22 protein-coding genes are annotated in these 21,374 nt (G+C 67.2%); 12 read left to right on the forward strand and 10 right to left on the reverse strand.

Features of this window, described 5'->3' with window-relative positions:
- Positions 1 to 17 precede the first annotated feature (17 nt).
- Positions 18 to 1,367 (forward strand): metallophosphoesterase family protein, encoded by a 1,350-nt coding sequence (locus ABE424_RS03480; protein ID WP_346490967.1) that lies wholly within the window; start codon positions 18 to 20, stop codon positions 1,365 to 1,367.
- A gap of 49 nt (positions 1,368 to 1,416) precedes the next feature.
- Positions 1,417 to 2,052 (forward strand): inorganic diphosphatase, encoded by a 636-nt coding sequence (locus tag ABE424_RS03485; RefSeq protein WP_346490849.1) that lies wholly within the window; start codon positions 1,417 to 1,419, stop codon positions 2,050 to 2,052.
- Positions 2,053 to 2,076: 24 nt separating this feature from the next.
- On the opposite strand, the gene ABE424_RS03490 is transcribed toward ABE424_RS03485, so the two are convergent.
- Genes ABE424_RS03490 through ABE424_RS03500 form a run of 3 tightly spaced genes read right to left on the reverse strand, consistent with a single transcriptional unit; the run spans position 2,077 to position 3,598 of the window.
- Positions 2,077 to 2,403: a tetratricopeptide repeat protein gene (locus ABE424_RS03490; protein WP_346490850.1), complete on the reverse strand. Its 327-nt coding sequence runs from the start codon at positions 2,401 to 2,403 to the stop codon at positions 2,077 to 2,079.
- Between the two features lie 11 nt (positions 2,404 to 2,414).
- Entirely contained in the window at positions 2,415 to 2,969 is a 555-nt protein-coding gene (locus ABE424_RS03495) for a flavin reductase family protein (RefSeq protein WP_346490851.1), read from the reverse strand.
- Entirely contained in the window at positions 2,969 to 3,598 is a 630-nt protein-coding gene (locus ABE424_RS03500) for a superoxide dismutase (RefSeq protein WP_346490852.1), read from the reverse strand. The genes ABE424_RS03495 and ABE424_RS03500 overlap by 1 nt, the downstream gene beginning before the upstream one ends.
- 168 nt (positions 3,599 to 3,766) lie before the next feature.
- Between ABE424_RS03500 and ABE424_RS03505 the strand changes: the two genes are divergently transcribed.
- Together ABE424_RS03505 and ABE424_RS03510 are read left to right on the forward strand one after the other, a co-directional pair.
- Positions 3,767 to 5,182, forward strand: a complete 1,416-nt coding sequence (locus ABE424_RS03505) for a deoxyribodipyrimidine photo-lyase (RefSeq protein ID WP_346490853.1) — start codon at positions 3,767 to 3,769, stop codon at positions 5,180 to 5,182.
- Positions 5,183 to 5,333: 151 nt separating this feature from the next.
- Positions 5,334 to 6,029, forward strand: coding sequence for an OmpA family protein (locus tag ABE424_RS03510; RefSeq protein ID WP_176989714.1), 696 nt, complete (start codon positions 5,334 to 5,336; stop codon positions 6,027 to 6,029).
- A gap of 252 nt (positions 6,030 to 6,281) precedes the next feature.
- Here ABE424_RS03510 and ABE424_RS03515 read toward each other — a convergent pair whose 3' ends face one another.
- Positions 6,282 to 6,542 (reverse strand): hypothetical protein, encoded by a 261-nt coding sequence (locus tag ABE424_RS03515; protein ID WP_346490854.1) that lies wholly within the window; start codon positions 6,540 to 6,542, stop codon positions 6,282 to 6,284.
- A 295-nt stretch (positions 6,543 to 6,837) separates the two neighbouring features.
- A complete protein-coding gene (locus ABE424_RS03520) occupies positions 6,838 to 7,860 on the reverse strand; it encodes a LysR family transcriptional regulator (protein WP_121041912.1) in 1,023 nt (340 codons plus the stop codon).
- A 367-nt stretch (positions 7,861 to 8,227) separates the two neighbouring features.
- Between ABE424_RS03520 and ABE424_RS03525 the strand changes: the two genes are divergently transcribed.
- From ABE424_RS03525 to ABE424_RS03545, 5 genes are all read left to right on the forward strand, one after another.
- The gene (locus ABE424_RS03525) at positions 8,228 to 9,001 is read left to right on the forward strand and encodes an SDR family oxidoreductase (RefSeq protein ID WP_346489144.1); all 774 of its coding nucleotides are present in this window, start codon (positions 8,228 to 8,230) and stop codon (positions 8,999 to 9,001) included.
- Positions 9,002 to 9,092: 91 nt separating this feature from the next.
- Positions 9,093 to 10,307, forward strand: coding sequence for an efflux RND transporter periplasmic adaptor subunit (locus ABE424_RS03530; protein ID WP_176989718.1), 1,215 nt, complete (start codon positions 9,093 to 9,095; stop codon positions 10,305 to 10,307).
- Between the two features lie 106 nt (positions 10,308 to 10,413).
- The gene (locus ABE424_RS03535; RefSeq protein ID WP_176989719.1) at positions 10,414 to 13,584 is read left to right on the forward strand and encodes a multidrug efflux RND transporter permease subunit; all 3,171 of its coding nucleotides are present in this window, start codon (positions 10,414 to 10,416) and stop codon (positions 13,582 to 13,584) included.
- Positions 13,585 to 13,609: 25 nt separating this feature from the next.
- A complete protein-coding gene (locus ABE424_RS03540; protein ID WP_121041922.1) occupies positions 13,610 to 14,347 on the forward strand; it encodes an SDR family oxidoreductase in 738 nt (245 codons plus the stop codon).
- Positions 14,341 to 15,771 (forward strand): efflux transporter outer membrane subunit, encoded by a 1,431-nt coding sequence (locus tag ABE424_RS03545; protein ID WP_346477930.1) that lies wholly within the window; start codon positions 14,341 to 14,343, stop codon positions 15,769 to 15,771. The genes ABE424_RS03540 and ABE424_RS03545 overlap by 7 nt, the downstream gene beginning before the upstream one ends.
- 90 nt (positions 15,772 to 15,861) lie before the next feature.
- Here the strand turns inward: ABE424_RS03545 and ABE424_RS03550 are convergent, their stop codons facing one another.
- Together ABE424_RS03550 and ABE424_RS03555 are read right to left on the reverse strand one after the other, a co-directional pair.
- Positions 15,862 to 16,737 carry an endonuclease/exonuclease/phosphatase family protein gene (locus ABE424_RS03550; protein ID WP_346490855.1) on the reverse strand — a complete coding sequence of 292 codons (876 nt, stop codon included), beginning with the start codon at positions 16,735 to 16,737 and terminating at the stop codon, positions 15,862 to 15,864.
- Between the two features lie 133 nt (positions 16,738 to 16,870).
- A complete protein-coding gene (locus ABE424_RS03555) occupies positions 16,871 to 17,107 on the reverse strand; it encodes a hypothetical protein (protein WP_346477932.1) in 237 nt (78 codons plus the stop codon).
- 122 nt (positions 17,108 to 17,229) lie between these two features.
- Here ABE424_RS03555 and ABE424_RS03560 point away from each other — a divergent pair, with 122 nt between their 5' ends.
- Entirely contained in the window at positions 17,230 to 17,799 is a 570-nt protein-coding gene (locus ABE424_RS03560; protein ID WP_346490856.1) for a GNAT family protein, read from the forward strand.
- On the opposite strand, the gene ABE424_RS03565 is transcribed toward ABE424_RS03560, so the two are convergent.
- Together ABE424_RS03565 and ABE424_RS03570 are read right to left on the reverse strand one after the other, a co-directional pair.
- Positions 17,780 to 18,448, reverse strand: coding sequence for a hypothetical protein (locus ABE424_RS03565; protein WP_346490857.1), 669 nt, complete (start codon positions 18,446 to 18,448; stop codon positions 17,780 to 17,782). The two genes, ABE424_RS03560 and ABE424_RS03565, sit on opposite strands and share 20 nt — an antisense overlap.
- A 55-nt stretch (positions 18,449 to 18,503) precedes the next feature.
- The gene (locus ABE424_RS03570) at positions 18,504 to 18,914 is read right to left on the reverse strand and encodes a g-type lysozyme inhibitor (RefSeq protein WP_346490858.1); all 411 of its coding nucleotides are present in this window, start codon (positions 18,912 to 18,914) and stop codon (positions 18,504 to 18,506) included.
- A gap of 127 nt (positions 18,915 to 19,041) precedes the next feature.
- On the opposite strand from ABE424_RS03570, the gene ABE424_RS03575 reads away from it, so the two are divergent.
- The gene (locus ABE424_RS03575; RefSeq protein WP_194243709.1) at positions 19,042 to 19,377 is read left to right on the forward strand and encodes a hypothetical protein; all 336 of its coding nucleotides are present in this window, start codon (positions 19,042 to 19,044) and stop codon (positions 19,375 to 19,377) included.
- A 4-nt stretch (positions 19,378 to 19,381) separates the two neighbouring features.
- Here ABE424_RS03575 and ABE424_RS03580 read toward each other — a convergent pair whose 3' ends face one another.
- Positions 19,382 to 19,660 (reverse strand): hypothetical protein, encoded by a 279-nt coding sequence (locus tag ABE424_RS03580; RefSeq protein ID WP_176989726.1) that lies wholly within the window; start codon positions 19,658 to 19,660, stop codon positions 19,382 to 19,384.
- Between the two features lie 207 nt (positions 19,661 to 19,867).
- On the opposite strand from ABE424_RS03580, the gene ABE424_RS03585 reads away from it, so the two are divergent.
- A complete protein-coding gene (locus tag ABE424_RS03585) occupies positions 19,868 to 21,373 on the forward strand; it encodes an MFS transporter (RefSeq protein ID WP_346490859.1) in 1,506 nt (501 codons plus the stop codon).
- Position 21,374: the final 1 nt, after the last annotated feature.

The following is a 21,374-nucleotide window of genomic DNA, read 5'->3' on the forward strand; positions in this document are numbered from 1 at the left end:
CCCTGACCGCGCTGGCGATGGCGCTGCTGCTGTGCAGCGGCAGTGCCGTGGCGAAGAAAGGGACGGAGAACGGTGCCGAGCCGAACACCCAGGTTCCTGTGGGCAACCGCCATTACGCAGCGACTGGCTTCCCGGATCGATTGGTCGCCTCGCCGGCGCAGGACGCCGCGCGCGGCTTCTCGGTCGCCTGGCGTACCGACACCTCGGTGAAAGCGACCGTGCTGCAATGGGTCGTGGCCGGCGACTCGCCGGATGTCGGCACGCCGACCCGCATCACCGCGACCACCCGGGCGCTGACCACTGAACTCGGCGCGTCCCATCATCACCGTGCCGACGTGACCGGCCTGCAGCCGGACACCCTGTACCTGTGGCGCGTGCAGGGCCAGAACACCTGGAGTGCCTGGAACCAGCTGCGCACCGCCGGGCGTGCCGATCAGCCGCTCACGCTGCTGTATTTCGGTGACACCCAGAACAAGAACCTCAGCCACGTCTCCCGGGTCCTGCGGGCCGGCATCAAGGCGGCCCCGGACGCGCGCCTGAGCTTGTTCGCCGGTGACCTGGTCAGCGGCGGCGATGGGCAGGATGACAGCGAGTGGGGCGAGTGGTTCGCCGCCGCCGGCTGGCTGCCGCAGGAGACCGCGGTCGCCCCGGCGATCGGCAACCACGAGTATTTCGAAGAGTTCGAAGACACGCCGCAGGAGCGTCGCGTGCTGGGCCGGCACTGGCCGGTGACGTTCGCATTGCCGCGCAACGGCGTGGACGCCGCCGATACCAGTACCTACTGGTTCGACTACCAGGGTGTGCGCATCGCCGTGCTCGACGGTACCTCCGCGCTCGATCTGGGCACGGCCAAGGCGCAGGCCGCCTGGCTGGACACCGTGCTGGCGGACAATCCGCACCCGTGGAGCATCGTGTTGCTGCACCAGCCGTTCTATTCCCCGCGCGAGGGCCGCGAGAACACCGAACTGCGCGATGTACTGCTGCCGGTGGTGCGCCGCCGCCAGGTCGATCTGGTCCTGCAGGGCCACGACCACACCTACGGCCGCCGTGGCGAAGGGCAGGGCGCGACGCCGCAGTTCGTGGTCACCGTCGCCGGGCCGAAGCAGTACCGGCTCTCCGACGAGGCCCGGACCACCATGGCGCCGGTCGGCGAGGACACGCAGCTGTTCCAGGTGTTGAAGATCGATCCGACGCACCTGCGCTACGAGGCGCGCACCGTCACCGGCCGCCTGTACGACGGCTTCGAGTTGACACGCGCTGCCGATGGCCGCAAACAGAAGGCCGAACTGACGCAGGGACGCATCGCCCCCCGTGACTGCACGCGCGCCCAGACCCTCAAGGGTCGCGCCGACCGTTGCTGGGAATGACCGACCGGCCGGGCCACTGCGGTGCGCCCGGTCTTCCGTGGAGATCGAGATGACGCATCGCCGTTCCATCGCGCGGGCCGTGTTGGCCGCCTCGCTGCTGCTGCTCGCCGGTGCCGGCGTGGCCGGCAACGCAGTCCTGCACCCGTTCCTCGCCGCCCAGCCGAAGAACGCGCCGGACGAAGTGCATCTGGCCGTGGAGATCCCGGCCGGCAGCTTCACCAAGTACGAGATCAAGGAAGACGGGCTGGTCCATGTGGACCGCTTCCAGTCGATGCCGGTGGCGTACCCGGCCAACTACGGCTCGATGCCGCGCACCCTGGCCGGCGACAACGATCCGCTGGACGCACTGGTGTTGACCCGTGAGCCGCTGCATCCCGGCGTGATCGTGCGGTTCCGTCCGATCGGCTACCTGAAGATGGTCGATGACGGCGAGCAGGATGAAAAGGTCATCGGCGTGCCGACCGACAAGATCGACCCCACCTACGGCAACATCCGCGATCTGGACGATCTGCCGCTGATCGAACGGCAGCGCATCGAAGCCTTCTTCCGCGTCTACAAGGACCTGCCGGCCGGCCGCAATCCGGTGCAGCTCAACGGCTGGGGCAATGCCGCCGAGGCCAAGGCGCTGATCCGGGCTTCGATGCAGCGCTTCGACGCGCAGCAGCGGCGGGCGAAGGGCGATTGATCCGTAAGTGCGCGATGCCGTGCCTCACGCTCGGGCGGCGCTCGCCTTCTGCAGCCGCCGCAGGAACACGGCCATCTCCTTCACCGCCTGCTTGTCGCCGTTGGTCTCGGCGACAGAACGGCCTTGGTGCCATGCCTGTGCCGCCGCGTCCGGATCGCCGGCCGCCACATGGGCTTTACCCAGCCATTTCCAGCCTGCCGAGTACTGTGGATCCTGTGCGACACAGCGCTGCAGATGGATGACCGCTTCCGCGGTGTCACCCGCGTCGAGCAGGGCCTTGCCCAGCCCGAAGCGAAGCAGGGCGCTGTCGCGCCCCCGGTCGAGAAGACGTTGCAGTGCGGGGATATCCATTCGATGCGGACTCAGGCAGCGGTGACGCGGGCGTAGCGCCCACGGTGGAAGGCAAGGGTGTCGCCGGGGGCGGTATCCAGCTGCACCACCTGGCCGATGACCAGCACATGATCACCGGCGGGCAGCGTTTGTTCGACCGTGCAGACGAGCTGTGCAACCGCATCGCGGACCAGGGGCACGCCACTGGCGTGCGCCATCATCGTGCCGGGCACCGGCACGCGCCGCCGTTTTCCATCGGCGAAATGCCGCGCCAAGGCGAGCTGCCGGGCGGCCAGGATACTGATCGAGAACGGCCTGCCGGTGCGATACACGGCCACATCGGGCGAGCGGTTCGACAGGCTCCACAGCACCAGCGGTGGGTCCAGCGACAACGAAGCAAAGGAGTTGATCGTCATCGCGAACAGAGCATCGTCGTCGCTGCGGGCGGCGACGATGGCGACCCCGGTCGGGTACTGGCCAAAGGCATGGCGCAGCGCGGCCGCCGAAAGCGGCGGGTCCAGCACTGCAGCCTCGGACGGCGTGGCGGAGGGCTGCGTGCCGAGGCCCAGTGCAGGACCCGTGTCCATCAACGGCCGCCGGCGGCCTGGTAACGGCGCGCGACTTCGGCCCAGTCGATCAGCTCGAAGAACGCGGCGATGTAGTCCGGGCGGCGGTTCTGGTAGTTCAGGTAGTAAGCGTGCTCCCACACATCCAGCCCCAGGATCGGCGTGCCACCGGAGAGACCCGCGAAGTCGCCCATCAACGGGTTGTCCTGGTTCGGGCTGCTCTCCACCAGAAGCTTGCCATCGCGGCTCAACGTCAACCACGCCCAGCCACTGCCGAAGCGGGTCTGCGCGGCCTTGGTGAAGGCCTCCTTGAACGCGGCGTAGCCGCCGAGGTCACGCTCGATCGCCTGGGCCACGGCGCCTTCCGGCGTGCCGCCGCTGGCGGTCAGCACTGTCCAGAACAGGCTGTGGTTGGCATGCCCGCCGCCGTTGTTGCGGACGACGTTGCGCACACCCTCCGGCAGAGCCCCGATATCGGCGATCAGCGCGTCGATGTCGGTGCTCTCGATCCCGGCATCGGTGAGGGCGGCATTGAGATGGGTGACGTAGGCCTGGTGGTGCTTGGCATGATGGATTTCCATCGTGCGTGCATCGAAGTGCGGTTCGAGTGCGTCGTAAGCGTAGGGCAGGGCGGGGAGGGTGTAAGGCATGTGCATCTCCAGAGGGGAAGCGGGAGGGAGGACGCCACGATAGAACCTCAAGCATGATTGAGGTCAAGCGCGGCGATGTGGAACAGTGCGGGCCACCCACGCGTGATCGCTGCCTGTCCTTCACCTGCACTGGCTATCATTGCCTCTCGAATCTTCCGGGGTAGTCTCGTGTCGGTAGCGTTGGTGTGGTTTCGCCGTGACCTGCGGTTGCAGGACAACCCGGCCCTGCAGGCCGCCCTGGATGCCGGCCATGTGCCGGTGCCGGTCTACATCCATGCGCCACACGAAGAAGGCGATTGGGCGCCCGGTGGCGCGTCCAACGCGTGGTTGCATCGCTCGCTGGCAGCGCTGGACGCTGACCTCCGTGCGCGCGGTTCTTCGCTGGTGCTGCGCGAGGGCGACAGTCGGTCGCAGCTCCAGGCGCTGATCGAGCAGACCGGTGCGGTGGCGGTCTACTGGAACCGCAAGTACGAACCGGCCACCCAGCCGCGCGATGCGAAGATCAAGCGGGCGCTGCGCGAGCAGGGCATCGAGGCCGAAAGCCACAACGGCAGCCTGATGTTCGAGCCATGGGACGTGGCAACCCAGCAGGGCGGGCCGTACAAAGTGTTCACCCCGTTCTGGCGGAATGCGCTGACCCGCGTCCAGCTGCCGGCGCCGACCCACGCGCCGGAGGGTCTGCCCGCGCACCGCGCGAGCGGCGAGAGCCTCGACGCGCTCAACCTTGCGCCCTCCATTCCGTGGGACCGGGAGTTCTGGACGCACTGGCAGCCCGGCGAAGCCGGCGCCCACGAGGCGCTGACGGTCTTCATCGACGGCGCGCTCAGCGGTTATCGCCAGCAGCGTGATCTGCCGGACCGGGTCGGCACCTCGCTGCTGTCGCCGCACCTGCATTTCGGCGAGATCGCCCCGTGGCAGATCGTCCGCCGTCTGCAGGACGAGCGCAGTGCCAGCCGGGATGCCGACATCGACGGCTACATCCGAGAGCTGGGCTGGCGCGAGTTTTCGTATCACCTGCTGCATCACTTCCCGCAGACGCCGGATCACAACCTCAACCCGCGCTTCGATCAGTTCCGATGGGCCAAACCCGATGCGGACGCACTGCGTGCATGGCAGCAGGGCCGCACCGGCATTCCGATCGTCGATGCGGGCCTGCGTGAGCTGTGGGCCACCGGTTACATGCACAACCGCGTGCGCATGATCGTCGCCAGCTACCTGTGCAAGCACATGCGCCAGCACTGGCGCGAAGGCGCGCGCTGGTTCTGGGACACGCTGGTCGATGCGGACCTGGCCAACAACACAATGGGTTGGCAGTGGGTTGCCGGCACCGGGGCGGACGCCGCGCCGTACTTCCGGATTTTCAATCCGGTGACGCAGTCGCAGAAGTTCGACCCGCAGGCGCGGTATATCTCGCGGTGGGTGCCGGAACTGGCGGCATTGCCGGTCAAGGCGCGCTTTGCTCCGTGGCAGTCACCGCAGCTGCTGGCCGAGTGCGCGCCAGGCTATCCGGCCTTGCCGCTGGTGGATCTGTCCGAGGGCCGGGATGCCGCCTTGGCCGCGTATCGCCACACCGGCGGAGCGTGACCCGCACCCCGGATCGAGCGCCGCAGCCGTAAACGATTACCTGAACAGGGAGCTGCCGAGCGTGCCATTCATCATGCCGGCATCGCGTTGGGCTGTTTATGCTCTTCACGGCCCGCACGCCGGCGCCGACCGGTAACCAAGGAGAAACCTCATGATTCGACCCGCAACCCGCAACGTGGCCCTGGCCCTGATGACTGCTGCCGCCCTGACGGCCTGCGCCACCGGTGGCTCCTACGTGCAGAGTGACCAGTACGGCAATCCCGTCGAGCAGCAGAACCGCACCGGCCGCAACGCCCTGATCGGTACCGCCGTCGGCGTCGCCGCGGGCCTGCTCAGCGGCAACAGCGCCACCGAACGCCGCCAGCACGCCATGATCGGTGCCGGTATCGGCGCACTGAGCGGCGCGGCCGTCGGCCAGTACCAGGACCGCCAGGAACGCGCCCTGCGCGAGCGCACCGCCAACACCGGTATCGACGTCTCCCGCAATGGCGACAACCTCGTGCTGAACCTGCCGGACGGCATCACCTTCGACTTCGGCAAGTCCACGCTGAAGCCGCAGTTCTACGGGTCGCTCAACGGCGTGGCGAGCACGCTGGCCGAGTACAACCAGACCATGATCGAAGTGGTCGGCCACACCGACAGCATCGGCAGCGATGCGGTCAACAACCGCCTGTCCAAGGAACGCGCCGACTCGGTCGCCGCTTACCTGGCCGGCCAGGGCGTGCAGCGCGCCCGCATCGAAACCCTGGGTGCCGGCAAGGCTTACCCGATCGCCGACAACAACACCGATGCCGGCCGCGCGCAGAACCGCCGCGTCGAGATCCGTGTGATTCCGTTGCAACAATAACGCGTCGCGTTATTGCTGCAACGTTCGCGCCGCAGGCGGGAACAGAATGCCGCCCTCGCAGGCGGCATTCTTGTGGGTACCGGCCGTTGGCCGGTAAACCCTGAACAATTCCGTTCGCTCGCGCACTCGCGCACCCACACACCCGCAACGCCCAAACGACAGCGCCGCCAAAATGCCGGCCACTGGCCGGCTGCTCTTCCCAAACGACGCCGCCCGCTTACCGGTCACCGACCAACCGAGCGCGGCATCAGTCTAGACAGGCTTGGAACGCTTGCGCGGGTTCATTGCGCCGGCCATCACCCCGTTGTACTTGACCAGTACATCCTCGCCCGCCCTTCGGGATGCCCGGGCAAGAACCGCCTTGTCCGAATCAAACACTGCTTTCAGCTCGCCCTTGGACAACGTCTCGCCAGGCCTCGTGGCAATGCCTCCAGACAGATGGCGTCTGACCTTGGCGATGTCCACGGGGGGGGCGGCGCGCTTGCCTGGCTTCAATTGAGTGGAGCGTTTCATCGCTGGCCCCCTGAGTGGGTCGGTCCTGACGGAAGTCTACTACTGCGGTCTTCGGCGGCTGTCAAATCATGGCCATCAACCGTAATGTCATGAACAAGGCGCGAGAGCACGCCTCTGCGATGGACATGCCTGGTAAAGCCCAGCCGCTCGTAGTACCTGACCAACTCCGGTACCGGACGATTCAGTGCGATCTCGCTACACCGCAGCTGAGTGGCAAGTCGGTCACTCCCTCCTACCCGGCAAGAGCGCAAAGCGACGGCATGGTGTAGGTCGCCAGCCCGGCGTACTGTCAGCATCACCCCGCGGTCACCGTCTCCAGAATCCGCTTCCCGGCCGCCTGCAGTTCCGTTTCCACCTGGGTCTGCTGCTGCTTGGCCAGCTTCGCCGCCGGGCACTGGGCGAGCATGTAGTTGGCGTCGAAGTTCATCTTCTCGACCAGGAAATCCACGAACGCGCGCACCTTCGGCGAGACCAGCCGGCCGCCGGCGAACACCGCGTTGAAGTCCACTTCCGGGCCGGTCCAGCCGGCCAGCACGCGCCGCACCATGCCCGATTCGACGAAGGGCTTGGCCATCACGTCACCGGTCAGCAGCAGGCCTTCGCCGCACACCAGTGCGCCGTTCAACGCGGAGGGATCATTGGCGACCAGCAGCGGATTGACCGGGAAATCGAGCAGCTCGCCGCCGTTCTCGCCCAGCTGCCAGAAGAAGCGGTTGTTGTTGAGGTTGCGTGCCTTGCGCATCGCCAGGATGCGGTGGAACTGCAGCTCATCCGGATGCAGCGGCTCGCCGTAGCGCTCGATGTAGGCCGGGCTGGCGAACACCTGCGTGCGCAGGCTGCCGAGTTTGCGCGCCACCAGGTTGGAGTCGGGCAGGGTGCCCACGCGCAGCGCCAGATCCGCTTCACCGGCGATCAGGTCGAGCTTCTCGTTACCCAGGTGCATGTCCAGCTGGATTTCCGGGTATTGCGCATGGAACTGGCCGAGCAGCGGCGCGATCCAGGTGATGCCGATCGAATACGGCACGGTGAAGCGCAACCAGCCGCGCGGGCCGGACTGCAGCTGGTTGACCGCACCTTCGGCTTCTTCCAGTTCGCGCGCGATGCGCTGGCAGTGCTCGTGATAGACCGAGCCGGCCTCGGTGAGGCCGAGGCGGCGGGTGGTCCGGTGCAGCAGGCGTGCGCCGAGACGCGTTTCCAGCTCCTGCACTTTGCGGCTCACCGTCGTCTTGGGGAGCCCCAGTGCAGTGGCGGCGGCGATGAAACTGCCTTGCTCGACCACTTTGACGAAGATCAGCGTGTCGTTGAGATCGTGGGCCATGACGGGATCCAAAGTCGGGGGAGGGGAAGAGTGCCGTAAATGATTGTGCCGGGCACGGGATGATTATTCCCCTAAATCCGGACTAATCAAGGGGGAGTTTGAGGACTAATCTGGCGCCATTCCAGATATGAAGGACGACAACCATGTGGTTGCGGAACATTCTTGGCCGCCTGCGTAGCGGCCCCAACGCCCCGCTGGACCTCGCGTTGACCGTGGAACCCCGCCTGGGTTCCTTGTCCCGCAAGGCTTTCCGGGAATTCACCCCGCCTGCGAACATGCAGCGCGGCGGCAGCATTCGCCTGGGCGCTCGTGGCAACGACCGACTGGGTCGAATTGGGATTATCCCGGCGGCGGGAGTGAAAGTCCCATGAATGGGACATTGGCCCCCGAGGTGCTGGTGCTCGGTGGCACCGGCAGCGTGGGCCAGGGCATCGTGGCGGCCTTGCTGGAGGCCGGCAGCCCGGTCCTGGTGGTCGGCCGCGATCCCACGCGGCTGGCTGCGCTGCAGGAGCAGTTCGCCGATGAGCCCGGGCTGGAAGTGCTGCTTGGCTCGTTGGGCGATGACGGCTCTGCGCGCACCGTGGCCGAGCGGATCGGCGGGCGTCGCCGCGCGCTGGCGGCCGTGGTCGATGCAATGGGCGGCCCGTACAACCGCGGTCGGGTGACCGATCGCAGTGGCGATGCACTGTTGCAGGCGCTGCAGGCCGACGTGATGCCGCACGTGCATGCGGGTCGGCATCTGCTGCCGCTGCTGCGCGGTGGCGGGCAGGCACGGCGCTACGTACTGGTCGGCGGCCCCGCCGGTTTCAAGCCGTGGGCCGGGCATGGGGAATCCTCCATCACCATGTCCGCCACGCGCATGTACGCGCAGGTGCTGCACCAGGAGGCCCAGGCCCTCGGTGTGCGCGCGCAGATGCTGGAAGTGTGCGATCCGGTGTGTACCCCGGCCAATGCGGCCAAGGCCTGCATTGAATGGCCGAGCGCGCTGCTGGTCGGCCGTCGCGTGGTCTCGCTGCTGGACAACTGCACCGACAACCGCGCGATCGTGCGCTGCGACGCGCGCGATGCCGAGTTGCCGCGCGGGCTGCTGCATCTGGACCGCCCCCCTCCGATGTCGCGCAACACGGCCGGCACCGCTTGACCTCTACCAAGGTTCAGGTCCCAGGCTACGCCCCCCACGTCGCCCCACGTTTTCGATTCTGTATCACCACCCCTACGTACGGATGCATGACATGACTTCCAACTCCTCCCCGCATCGTTTCACCCGACGGCTGGCCATGGCCGGCGTCTCGATCCTCGCCGCCGCGGTGCTGACCGCCTGCAGTGGCAGCCACGCTGAAGAAGCCGGCATGCCGCCGCCGCCGTCGGTCAGCGCCGCCCCGGTGCTGGTCAAGCAGGTCAGCCAGTGGGACGACTTCAGTGGCCGCGTCGAAGCGGTCGAAAGCGTTGAACTGCGCCCGCGCGTCTCCGGCTACATCGACAAGGTCAACTATGTCGAAGGCCAGGAGGTCAAGAAGGGTGATGTGCTGTTCACCATCGACGCACGCAGCTACCGCGCCGAGCTGGACCGCGCCACCGCCGAGCTCAACCGCGCGCGCACCCAGGCCCAGGTGAGCCGCAGCGAAGCCGACCGTGCCCGCCGCCTGTCCGACCAGCAGGCGATCTCCACCGAGACCTGGGAACAGCGCCGCGCGGTGTCCGAACAGGCACTGGCGCAGGTCCAGGCCGCACAGGCGGCGGTGGATGCGGCGCGGTTGAACATGGAGTTCACCCAGGTGCGCGCTCCGATCAACGGCCGTGCCGGCCGCGCGATGGTGACCGCCGGCAACCTGGTGACCGCCGGCGACAGTGCCAGCGTGCTGACCACGCTGGTCTCGCTGGACAAGGTGCATGTGTACTTCGATGCCGATGAAGGGACCTTCCTGCGCTACGCCCAGATGGCCCGCAAGGGTGAACGCCCGAGCGAGCGTGACAGCGAACTGCCGGTGAAGGTCGGCCTGTCCGGCGAGACCGGCTACCCGCATGAAGGCAAGGTCGACTTCCTGGACAACCAGGTCACCCGCAGCACCGGCACCATCCGGGTCCGCGCGCTGCTGGACAACGCCGACCGCGCCTTCACCCCGGGCCTGTTCGCACGCGTGCAGCTGCTCGGCAGCGGCCAGTTCCAAGCCATGCTGATCGATGACAAGGCCGTGCTGACCGACCAGGACCGCAAGTTCGTCTACGTGGTCGACAAGGACAACAAGGCACAGCGCCGCGATATTGAACTCGGCCGCACCGCCGACGGCCTGCGCATCGTCGAGCAGGGCCTGAAGGCCGGTGACCGCGTGATCATCGACGGCGTGCAGAAAGTCTTCATGCCGGGCATGCCGGTCCAGGCCAAGGCCGTCGCGATGCAGCCGGCCGGCGGCACCGTTGCACCGAAAGCCACCGCCGCTCTGAACTGATCTTCCCTCGCTGATGCCCCGTGCGGGGCTGCCCGTCTCCGCTGTCGTCCGCGACAGCGGCAGGGGTCCTGCACGCTGGTGTCGGCGAACACCCAGGAATCCACCCATGGACTTTTCCCGTTTTTTCATTGACAGGCCGATCTTCGCGGCGGTGCTGTCGATCGTGATCTTCGCCGCAGGCCTGATCGCGATCCCCATGCTGCCGATCAGCGAGTACCCCGAAGTGGTGCCGCCGTCGGTGGTGGTGCGCACGGTGTACCCGGGCGCCAACCCCAAGGTGATCGCTGAAACCGTGGCCACGCCACTGGAAGAGGCGATCAACGGCGTGGAGGACATGATGTACATCAAGTCCGTCGCCGGCTCCGACGGCGTGCTGCAGATGACCGTGACCTTCCGCCCGGGTACCGACCCGGACGAAGCCGCGGTCAAGGTACAGAACCGCGTCGCCCAGGCGCAGGCGCGCCTGCCGGAAGACGTGCGCCGCCAGGGTGTCTCCACCCAGAAGCAGTCGCCGACCTTCCTGATGGTGGTCCACCTGACCTCGCCGGACGGCAAGTACGACTCGCTGTACCTGCGCAACTACGCCCGCCTGCACGTCAAGGATGCCCTGGCACGCCTGCAGGGCGTCGGTGATGCGCAGATGTTCGGCGGCGGCGACTACGCCATGCGTGCATGGCTGGACCCGGACAAGATCGCCGCGCGCGGCCTGACCGCCAGCGACGTGGTGCGTGCGATGCGTGAGCAGAACGTGCAGGTCTCGGCCGGCCAGCTCGGCGCCGAGCCGATGCCGAGCAGCGACTTCCTGACCCTGATCAACGCCCAGGGTCGCCTGCGCAGCGAGCAGGAATTCCGCGACATCGTGCTCAAGGCCGGTGACGACGGTGAAGTGGTGCGCCTGTCCGATGTCGCCCGCCTGGAACTGGGCGCCGGTGACTACACGCTGCGCTCGCAGCTGGACGGCAAGAACGCGGTCGGTATCGGTATCTTCCAGGCCCCGGGCGCCAACGCGCTGGAAATCCGCGACTCGGTCATCCATACCATGGATGAGCTGACCAAGCAGTTCCCGGCCGGCGTGAAGTACGAAGCGGTGTACGACACCACCATCTTCGTGCGCGACTCGGTCAAGGCCGTGGTCTCCACGCTGCTGGAGGCGATCGCGCTGGTGGTGCTGGTGGTGATCCTGTTCCTGCAGACCTGGCGCGCCTCGATCATTCCGTTGATCGCCGTGCCGGTGTCCATCGTGGGTACGTTTGCGGCGCTGTACGTGCTGGGCTTCTCGATCAACACCTTGACGCTGTTCGGGCTGGTGCTGGCGATCGGCATCGTGGTCGATGACGCGATCGTGGTGGTGGAGAACGTCGAGCGCAACATCGAAGAAGGCCTGACCCCGCTGGCCGCGGCCCACCAGGCGATGCGTGAAGTCTCCGGCCCGATCGTGGCGATCGCGCTGGTGCTGTGTGCCGTGTTCGTGCCGATGGCGTTCCTGTCGGGCGTGACCGGTGCGTTCTACAAGCAGTTCGCCGTCACCATCGCCATTTCGACCGTGATCTCGGCGATCAACTCGCTGACCCTGTCGCCGGCCTTGGCCGCGCGCCTGCTCAAGCCGCACGGTGCACCGAAGGATGGCCTGACCCGTCTGATCGACCGTCTGTTCGGCTGGATCTTCCGTCCGTTCAACCGCTTCTTCAAGACCAGCTCGGAGAAATACCACGGATCGGTCGGCCGCCTGCTGGGCCGTCGTGGCCTGGTGTTCGTGGTCTACGCTGGCCTGCTGCTGGCCACCGGCCTGATGTTCAAGGCGGTCCCGGCCGGCTTCATCCCGACCCAGGACAAGCTGTACCTCATCGCCGGCGTGAAGCTGCCGGAAGGCTCCTCGATCGCACGCACCGATGCCATGCTGGCCAAGGTCGCCGAGATCGCGCGCAACACCGATGGCGTGGCGCACACGATCCAGTTCCCGGGTCTGAACGCGCTGCAGTTCACCAACACGCCCAACACCGGTGTGGCGTTCGTTCCGCTCAAGCCGTTCAGTGAGCGCAAGGGCCGTACCGCCGCGCAGATCAATGCCGAGATCAATGCCAAGATCGCCGGGCTGCAGGAGGGCTTCGCGTTCTCCATGATGCCGCCGCCGATCCTCGGCCTGGGCAACGGCAACGGCTACCAGATGTTCATCCAGGACCGCGGCAATCTCGGCTACGGCGCACTGCAGACCGCCGTGAGCACGATGCAGGGTGCCGTCGCGCAGACCCCGGGCATGGCGTTCCCGATCACCAGCTACCAGGCCAACGTGCCGCAGCTGGATGCCGAAGTGGACCGCGTCAAGGCCAAGGCCCAAGGCGTGGAGCTGACCGAATTGTTCGACACGCTGCAGACCTACCTGGGTTCGGCGTACGTGAACGACTTCAACCAGTTCGGGCGTACCTGGCAGGTGATCGCGCAGGCCGACGGCCAGTTCCGTGACAGCGTGGAAGACATCGGTCGCCTGCGTACCCGCAACAACCGTGGCGAGATGGTGCCGATCGGCTCGATGGTCACCGTGAAGGAGACCTACGGTCCGGATCCGGTGCTGCGCTTCAACGGTTACCCGGCGGCCGATCTGGCCGGCGAAGCCGACCCGCGCATGCTGTCCTCGGCCGAGGCCATGGCCAAGCTGACCGAGATCGCCGGGCAGGTCCTGCCGGTGGGCATGCAGACCGAGTGGACCGACCTGAGCTACCAGCAGGCCACCCAGGGCAAGGCCGCCTTCATCGTGTTCCCGGTGGCGATCCTGCTGGCGTTCCTGGTGCTGGCCGCGCTGTATGAAAGCTGGTCGCTGCCGCTGGCGGTGATCCTGATTGTCCCCATGACCCTGCTGTCCGCGTTGTTCGGCGTATGGATGACCGGTGGCGACAACAACGTGTTCGTGCAGGTCGGCCTGGTGGTGCTGATGGGCCTGGCATGCAAGAACGCGATCCTGATCGTCGAGTTCGCCCGAGAACTGGAAATGGGCGGCAAGGGCATCGTGGAGGCTGCACTGGAAGCGTGCCGCCTGCGTCTGCGCCCGATCGTGATGACCTCCATCGCGTTCATTGCCGGCACCATCCCGCTGGTGATCTCGCATGGCGCCGGTGCGGAAGTCCGCTCGGTGACCGGTATCACGGTGTTCGCCGGCATGCTGGGCGTCACCCTGTTCGGCCTGTTCCTGACCCCGGTGTTCTACGTGGCCCTGCGCAAGTTCGTCAGCCGTAACGGCGGCGGGCAGCTGGTGACCCACGGCGAACCGACCATCCATCATTGATTCCTTCCCCCGCGAGGTTTTTCACATGAATACCGCTACCCAAAAGATCGCCCTGGTCACCGGTGCCACCCGCGGCATCGGCCTGGAAACCGTCCGTCAGCTGGCCCAGGCCGGCGTGCATACGCTGCTGGCCGGGCGCAAGCGCGACGTCGCCGTGGCCGAGGCGCTGAAGCTGCAGGCCGAGGGCCTGCCGGTCGAGGCGATCCAGCTCGACGTGGGCGATGCCGCCAGCATCGCCGCCGCCGTGCAGACCGTGACCGAGCGTCACGGCCGCCTGGACATCCTGGTCAACAACGCCGGCATCCTGCTGGACGACATCAAGCTGGCCCCCTCGGCGCAGACCCTGCAGACCTGGCGCGATACCTTCGACACCAATGTGTTCGCGGTGATCGCCGTCACCCAGGCCTTCCTGCCGCTGCTCAACGCGTCGCCGGCCGGCCGCATCGTCAACGTGTCCAGCATCCTGGGCTCGCTGACCCTGCACAGCCAGCCGGGTTCGCCGATCTACGGTTTCGCGGTGCCGGCCTACAACGCCTCCAAGAGCGCGGTGAATGCCTGGACCGTGCAGCTGGCCTACGAGCTGCGCGAGAGCACCACCAAGGTCAACACCGTGCATCCGGGCTACGTCAAAACCGATATGAACGGTGGCGAGGGCGAAATCGAAATCAGCGAAGGCGCGCGTTCCAGCGTCGGCATGGCGCTGATCGATGCCGACGGCCCGAACGGCAGCTTCACCTACCTCGGCGAGGTGCTGCCATGGTGATCCGCCTGTTGACCGTGGCCGTGACCAGCGCGCTGCTGGCCGGCTGCGTCAGCGTCGGCCCCAACTACCAGGCGCCACCGGCCCAGCCGGTGACCCTGCAGGGCGCCGCCGCGCCGGTGTTCACCACCACCTCGCCGGTGGCGAGCTGGTGGGCCCAGTTCGATGACCCGGTGCTGGAGCAGCTGGTGCATGACGCACTGGGCACCAACCTGGACCTGCGCATCGCGATGTCGCGCGTGCGTGAGGCCCGCGCGGTGTTCGTCGAGCAGCGCCTGGACCAGTTGCCGCACGTCACCAGCGGTGGCAGCTACGACCGTCGCAAGCAGCCGGATGCGACCGTCGGTGGCGAGCGCGTCTTCAGCGAGACCTACCAGCTCGGCTTCGATGCCGGCTGGGAGCTGGATCTGTTCGGCCGTCAGCGCCGTGCCGCCGAAGCGGCGCGCGCGGACCTGGGTGCCGAGCAGGACAACCTCGCCGATGCGCAGGTCACCGTCGCTGCCGAAGTGGCCCGCAACTACTTCGAGCTGCGCGGTACCCAGAAGCGCATCGCGGTGGCAAAGCGCACCCTGGTCAATCTGCGCGACACCCAGAAGCTCACCGAAACGCGGTGGGAACTGGGCGCCGGCAGCGAGCTGGACGTGCAGAGCAGCCGTGCCCGACTGAAGGCGATCGAGGCCGACATCCCGCTGCTGGAAGTGGCCGAAGTGCAGTCACGTCATCGCCTGGCGGTATTGCTGGGCCAGCGACCGGACGCGCTGGACAGCCTGCTGCAGCCGCGCGAGATGCGGCCGTACGCCAAGGCGTTGCCACTGGGTGACACCACCGATCTGCTGCGTCAGCGTGCCGACGTGCGCGTGGCCGAGCGCCGCCTGGCGGCGGCGACCGCACGCGTTGGCGTGGCCACGGCCGATCTGTTCCCGCGGATCAGCCTGAGCGGCTTCGTCGGCTTCCTGTCCGGCGATGCCAGTGGGCTGGTCAACGGCAACAACAAGGCATGGTCGGTGACCCCGTCGATCAGCTGGGCCGCGTTCGATTTCGGCACGGTGAAAGCCCGTCTGCGCGCGAGCAAGGCGCAGGCCGACGGAGCCGCGGCCGAGTACGAAAAGGCCGTGCTGCTGGCACTGGAAGACACCGAGAACGCACTGACGCGTTACGCCAAGCAGCAGGCCCGCCTGGCGATTGTCGCCGAGCAGGCCCAGGCCGCAGGGCGTGCCGAGGAGTTGGCGCAGATCCGCTTCCGCGAGGGCTCGGAAGACTTCCTGACCCTGCTGGATGCACAGCGCACGCAGCTTGCCGCGGATGACGCGCTGGCCGAGGCCGAATCCACGGTCAACGTCAGCGTGGTCGGTGTGTACAAGGCCTTGGGTGGCTGGGGCCAGCAGCAGGACGCGGCCAATACGCCGGTGGCGGTCACCCAGCGCTGACCGCAGCGCCGGTGACGACCCCGCTATCGCACCGCCCTCGCGGCGGTGTGATGCCGCTGGACGGCCCCCGGCCGTCCAGCGGACAGGCGATTACCTGCCTGCGGCAGCAGCCGGTGCAGCGAAACGCAGCTCGGCCTGGACCGGATAATGGTCCGACGGCAACACGCCACCGGGTCTCTGGTCCAGCGTACTGAAGCGGTCCACGCTGAAGCCGCGCACCAGGATCCAGTCCAGTTCCACCGTGGGCCTACCGGTGAAATCGTGGAAGGTCAGGCGCGGGCCGTCGACCCTGCTGGCCAGCGTGCGTGCATCGCCCAACGCGGCGGTGAACGCCTTGTAGGTGTCGCTGCCGGGCTCACTGTTGAAATCGCCGGTGACCACCACCGGAATGTCCTTGGGCAGCGCCGCCAGGCGCGAGACGATCAATTTCGCACCGAGCACGCGACGCGGCTCATCCTCATCGCGGTAGGGCAGGTGGGTGTTGAACAGATAGAAGCGCTGGCCGTCGGCCTGCCGCTGGAACAGCGCCCAGGTCACCATGCGCGGGAACAGGTTGCCCCAGGTGATGCTGCCCGGTACGTCCGGCGTATCGGACAACCAGAAGTCCCCCGATTCCAGCACTTTCAGGCGCGCCGTGTCGTACAGCACGCCCATGTGTTCGTCGCCGTGGCCGCCGCGGCGGTCCTTGCCGAACAGCGCATACCCGGGCAGGTGCTCAACCAGGTACGCGCCCTGTTTCTGCACCAGTTCCTGCGTGCCGATCACCTCGGGCTTCTGCTCACGGATCAGCGTGACCATCGCATCGCGGCGGTCTTCCCAGCGCTTGCCGGGGTCGGTATCGGCCGGCGTGCGGACGTTGAAGGACATCACCTTCAACGCAGCCGGTGTCTGCGCCCAAGCGGTACCCAGCGGGGCCGCGAGCATCATCAGGGCCAGCAGCGCGGGCCGACGGAAACGAGACAGCATGTGGAATCCCTCCATTCCATGAAAACGTTCCCGGAGAGTCGCATGGAAGGGCGGGGCAAGGCTATGCGCGACATGGCGGTTGATCGGGGAGCGGGCCGGTTCCACGGCCCGTCCCCCTGCCGGAAGACGAGACTCAGTCGGCCGGCAGATACCACTGGCCGTTGTGGTCGATGTAGTACACCGACGTCCACACGCTGCCGTCGTCCTCGATATGCGTGACGGTGCAGCGTTGATGGGCGTAGGGGCCATTGGACAGGCGAACGCAATCGGTGGTGGACGTCCCAGGTCCCGCCGCGTCGGCCGTCACGGCCGCCCCGATGCCACCCAACGCCATGACCAGTGCGGCCGTCGTGGCCAAATGCAGTTTCATCAGCATGATCCTTGCTCTCTGCAGTCGCGCACATGCGCGCTGGATATCTATCACGGGGGCACCAGGCTTGTACACGTTGCGGCACTCCGCTTGAATGGCGCTACGCCTTGCTGGAGATCGATGTGACCCGTTCGCCTGTTGCCGTGCCGCCCGCCGGCCACCCTGATGTGTCGCTGCGCTGGTTGCAGCCCAAAGACGCGCACGCGTGGTACGCGGTGCTGCGGCTGCCGGAGGTGACCGCCCAGACCAGCTGGTCGCTGGCCTCCGCCGAGGATCTGAAGCCCATCCTCGCTGCCTGCGGCCAGGATGCGTCCGCCTCCCAGGTGTGGCTGGCCATCGTCGACACCGAGGGTGCGTTGGCGGGCAGCATCGGTTTCCACAGCATCCATTGGCAGCATGGCACGGCCGAGATCGCCTACGAACTTGCACCGCACTACTGGCGACGGGGCATCGCCAGTGCCGTGTGCAATGAAGTGGTTGCGTGGGCCTGGCAGCGCTTCGGCTGGCAGCGGATCCAGGCGTCGGTGCTGGATACCAATGCCGCCTCGGCAGGCGTGCTGCGCCGGTGTGGCTTCAACCTGGAAGGCCGCCTGCGTCGTTATCGCCGGGTGGCCGGCGTGTCGCGTGATTTCGACGTCTACTCCCGCCTCGCGGAGCCTTCCGGCGATGTGATCAGTTCGACAGCAGGATGATCCCGAGCGTGAGGTTGATCAGCGCGCCCAGCACCAGCACCCACGCCGTGGAGAGGATCGTGTTGAGCCAGGAACGTTGCAGTGCGACCTTCAACCAGCGGGCCTGCACCGCGGCGTACCAGAGCGCGGCGATCACGCCGACGATGACGCCGAGCACGGTCGACAGCTCGCCTGGCAGCCGCACGAACACCATGCTGGTGGACAGTGTCACCGCGAAGGGCGCGGTCAGGTAGCACTGCATGAAAAACGGCCGGCGCAGCGACTCGCGGGTCAGCGCTACGTGTTTGCGCCGCAGCAGGTGCGTGGTGGTCACCAGGGGCCAGATCGCGAAGGTGATCGAGCGGTACAGCAGCAGGCTTTCCTCATTGCCGAAGACCGAGCGCGACAGTGCCCCGGTGCCGACGATCTGCTGGTGCAGCATCAGCTCGACGCCGTGTGCGACCAGCACCGCCAGCATCAGGAACATCGGCGGACTGATCGCATCGTCGAACTGATGCTCCAGTTTTTCCTTCAGTTCGGTATCCACGTACTGCGCCATCCGCCGCGGATGCACGATCACCCGATACAGCGTGCGCGGGAAGAACAGGAACCAGGTACACAGCTCGTAGAGAAACTCTTCCAGCGACCGCAGCAGTTTGAGGAAGTCCATCCCGGGGTCCTTGCGAGGAGGCAGCCGACAACGCCGAGGATACCCGGGGAAGGGCTCAGCGGATGGCGACCGTCAGGCTGTGCGGCGCTTTTTCGCCACGGCGCGCCTGCGCGCGCATCTGGTAGACCTGCACGACATAGGTGCCTGAGGTCGGCAAGGTGCCGCTCCAGCGCCGCTTCTCATCGTTGCTGCCCAGCGCCTCACCCTGGCCGGGCACCACGCCGGGGGCGAACACGTTGAAGCTGGCATTCGGACTGCCATCGATCGTCACCGCCATGGTCTGGCCGGCGCGCGCCGCGATCGTGTAGCGGACGGTCTCATAGCCGGACAGCGTGCCGCGCAGCGTGGCGCTGCTGGCACCTTTGGTGAAATGCACCGGCGTGGTGGTGACCTTGTCCGCCGCGGTGGCCAGCATCGGTGTCACGGCGAGCAGCGTGGTCAACAGCAGTGAACGGAACGGTGTCATGGCAGGTCCTCGGTGGCCCGGCAGGGGCGTGTCGTGCCGAGCATGATCGCGCGCCGATCAAGGGACTGTGGATGCTTCGTGGCTGGATTCCCCAGCACCGCCCAGGGTTACCGGCTACCATGCGCGCATGAGCATCCCCGTACCGGACAGCAGCGTGCCAAGACTGCTGGGTTTCGACGTCCCGACACTGCAGACCCGTGTCGATCATGGTGCGGACGAAGCCATCGTAGCGATGCTCGATGTCATTCCCGATGCGCACTGGTTGAAACTGTTCGACGAGCGCGTCGCCGCGCTCAAGGGCGAGCTCGGCCTGGCCGGCGTCGAACTGGACGGCACCTCGATCCTGTTCTTCGGCTCCATCGCCGACAGCCGCCGCCTGGCGTCCGCCGTATCGGCACTGATCAATGCCATCAACATGGAAGTGGCCGGGCACAACGAGCCCTTCCAGCCGCCCGCGCCGTAGGCGGTCAGGAATCGATGCGGCAGGGGCGCAGCCGCAGCGTACTGCTCTTCCCGGCTGACCCGGTGGCGGGGCAGGGGGACGGGCAGCTGCCGCGGATTTCGGTCACCCACATCACCATCATCCCGACGATACGGTTGGCATCGGCCGGCCACTGCGTGACCAGCCGATCGTGGATCTGGTCGTATACCGCCCAACGCTGGGCGGCCGACCGGCCGCCTGTCCAGCACTGTTCCAGCTCGGCGTGTGCCTGCCGAAATGCCTCTTTCTGTCCGTCCATAGCCATCCCCGACACCGTGCGGACCGGACAGGCGCGCCTGCCCGGGTGAGCCCCCCTGCCATCGAACAAACGCGAATGGGCGGGCGGGGCGGCCACGTCCGGGTGGCGCACCGACGCGCCCTCCGCAGCCTGAACACCCGAGCTGCAGAGGGTTCTTAACAAAACAGGACGTCCTGTATAGTTACGACCCCGCCCGATCCGTTTGCCTCCCCCATGACCCCGACCAAGACCCAGCGCTGGAGCCTGCTCCTCACCGTCGCCGCCGGCCTGCTGCTGATCACGCTCGACAATTCGGTGCTGTACACCGCCTTGCCGACCCTGACCGCCGAGCTCGGCGCCACGCCGCTGCAGGGCCTGTGGATCATCAACGCCTACCCGCTGGTGATGGCGGGCCTGCTGCTGGGTGCGGGCACCCTGGGGGACCGCCTGGGTCATCGCCGGATGTTCCTGATCGGCCTGGTGATCTTCGGCATCGCCTCGCTGCTGGCCGCGTTCGCCCCGGATGCCAACCTGCTGATCGGGGCCCGCGCGCTGCTTGCGGTGGGTGCCGCGGCGATGATGCCGGCCACCCTGGCGCTGATCAGCCTGACCTTCGAAGATGAGCGCGAGCGCAACCTGGCGGTCGCGGTCTGGGGCTGCATCTCCATCATCGGCGCGGCACTCGGCCCGATCGTCGGCGGCGTGCTGTTGTCGCACTTCTGGTGGGGCTCGGTGTTCCTGATCAACGTGCCGATCGTGCTGCTGGCCCTGGTCGGTGCGGTGCTGTTCGCGCCGCACGGCACGCCCGATGCGAGCAGACCGTGGGATATGTTCTCCTCGCTGCTCAGCCTGGTGGCCTTGTCCGGCCTGGTGGTGGCGATCAAGGAAATCGCGCATGCACCGCCGAACTGGCCGCTGGCCGGCGGGGCCGCGCTGACCTTCGTTGTCGGCCTGGTGCTGTTCCTGCGTCGTCAGCGTCGCCTGCCGTACCCGATGCTCGACGTGGCCATCTTCCGCAACGCGCCGTTCCTGGCCGGCGTGCTCTCGGCCGCGTTCGCGATGTTCGCCATCGCGGGCCTGCAGCTGCTGACCACCCAGCGTTTCCAGCTGGTGGCGGAGTACACGCCGCTGCAGGCCGGTCTGCTGGTCTCGGTGGTCGCGCTCGGCTGCCTGCCCAGCGCGATCTTCGGCGGTGCGTTCCTGCATCGCGTCGGGCTGCTGCCCTTGATCACCGGCGGCCTCGGCGTCGGCACCGCGGGCGTGCTGCTGGTGGCGACGACCTTCGGTGGCGACCTGGGATGGACCGTTGCCGGGCTGCTGCTCACCGGGCTGGGCATGGGCGCGACGATTTCGGTCGCCTCCACCGCGATCATCGGCAACGTGCCGCCGCACCGCGCCGGCATGGCGTCGTCGGTGGAGGAGGTTTCCTATGAGTTCGGCAGCCTGTTCGCGGTTTCGCTGCTGGGCAGCCTGATCGCCGCGCTGTACTCGGCCACCGTGTCGCTGCCGGACGGCGTGGATGCCGGTGCCGGTGAGAGCATCCAGCAGGCGTTCGCCTTGGCGGCCCGGCCGGGCGCTGACGCGGGATGGCTCGCTGCCGCCGCCAGCGCCTACGACGCCAGCTATGTTTGGGTACTGTATGTGATTGCCGCCGTGCTGCTGGTCGGCACGGTCATCACCGGCGTGCTGCTGCGCCGCCATGGCCCCGGCACGGCCACCACCGTCTCCCACGCCCACTGAG

This window comes from Stenotrophomonas sp. TWI1149 (genome assembly GCF_039673155.1).
Lineage (GTDB): Bacteria > Pseudomonadota > Gammaproteobacteria > Xanthomonadales > Xanthomonadaceae > Stenotrophomonas > Stenotrophomonas maltophilia_AA.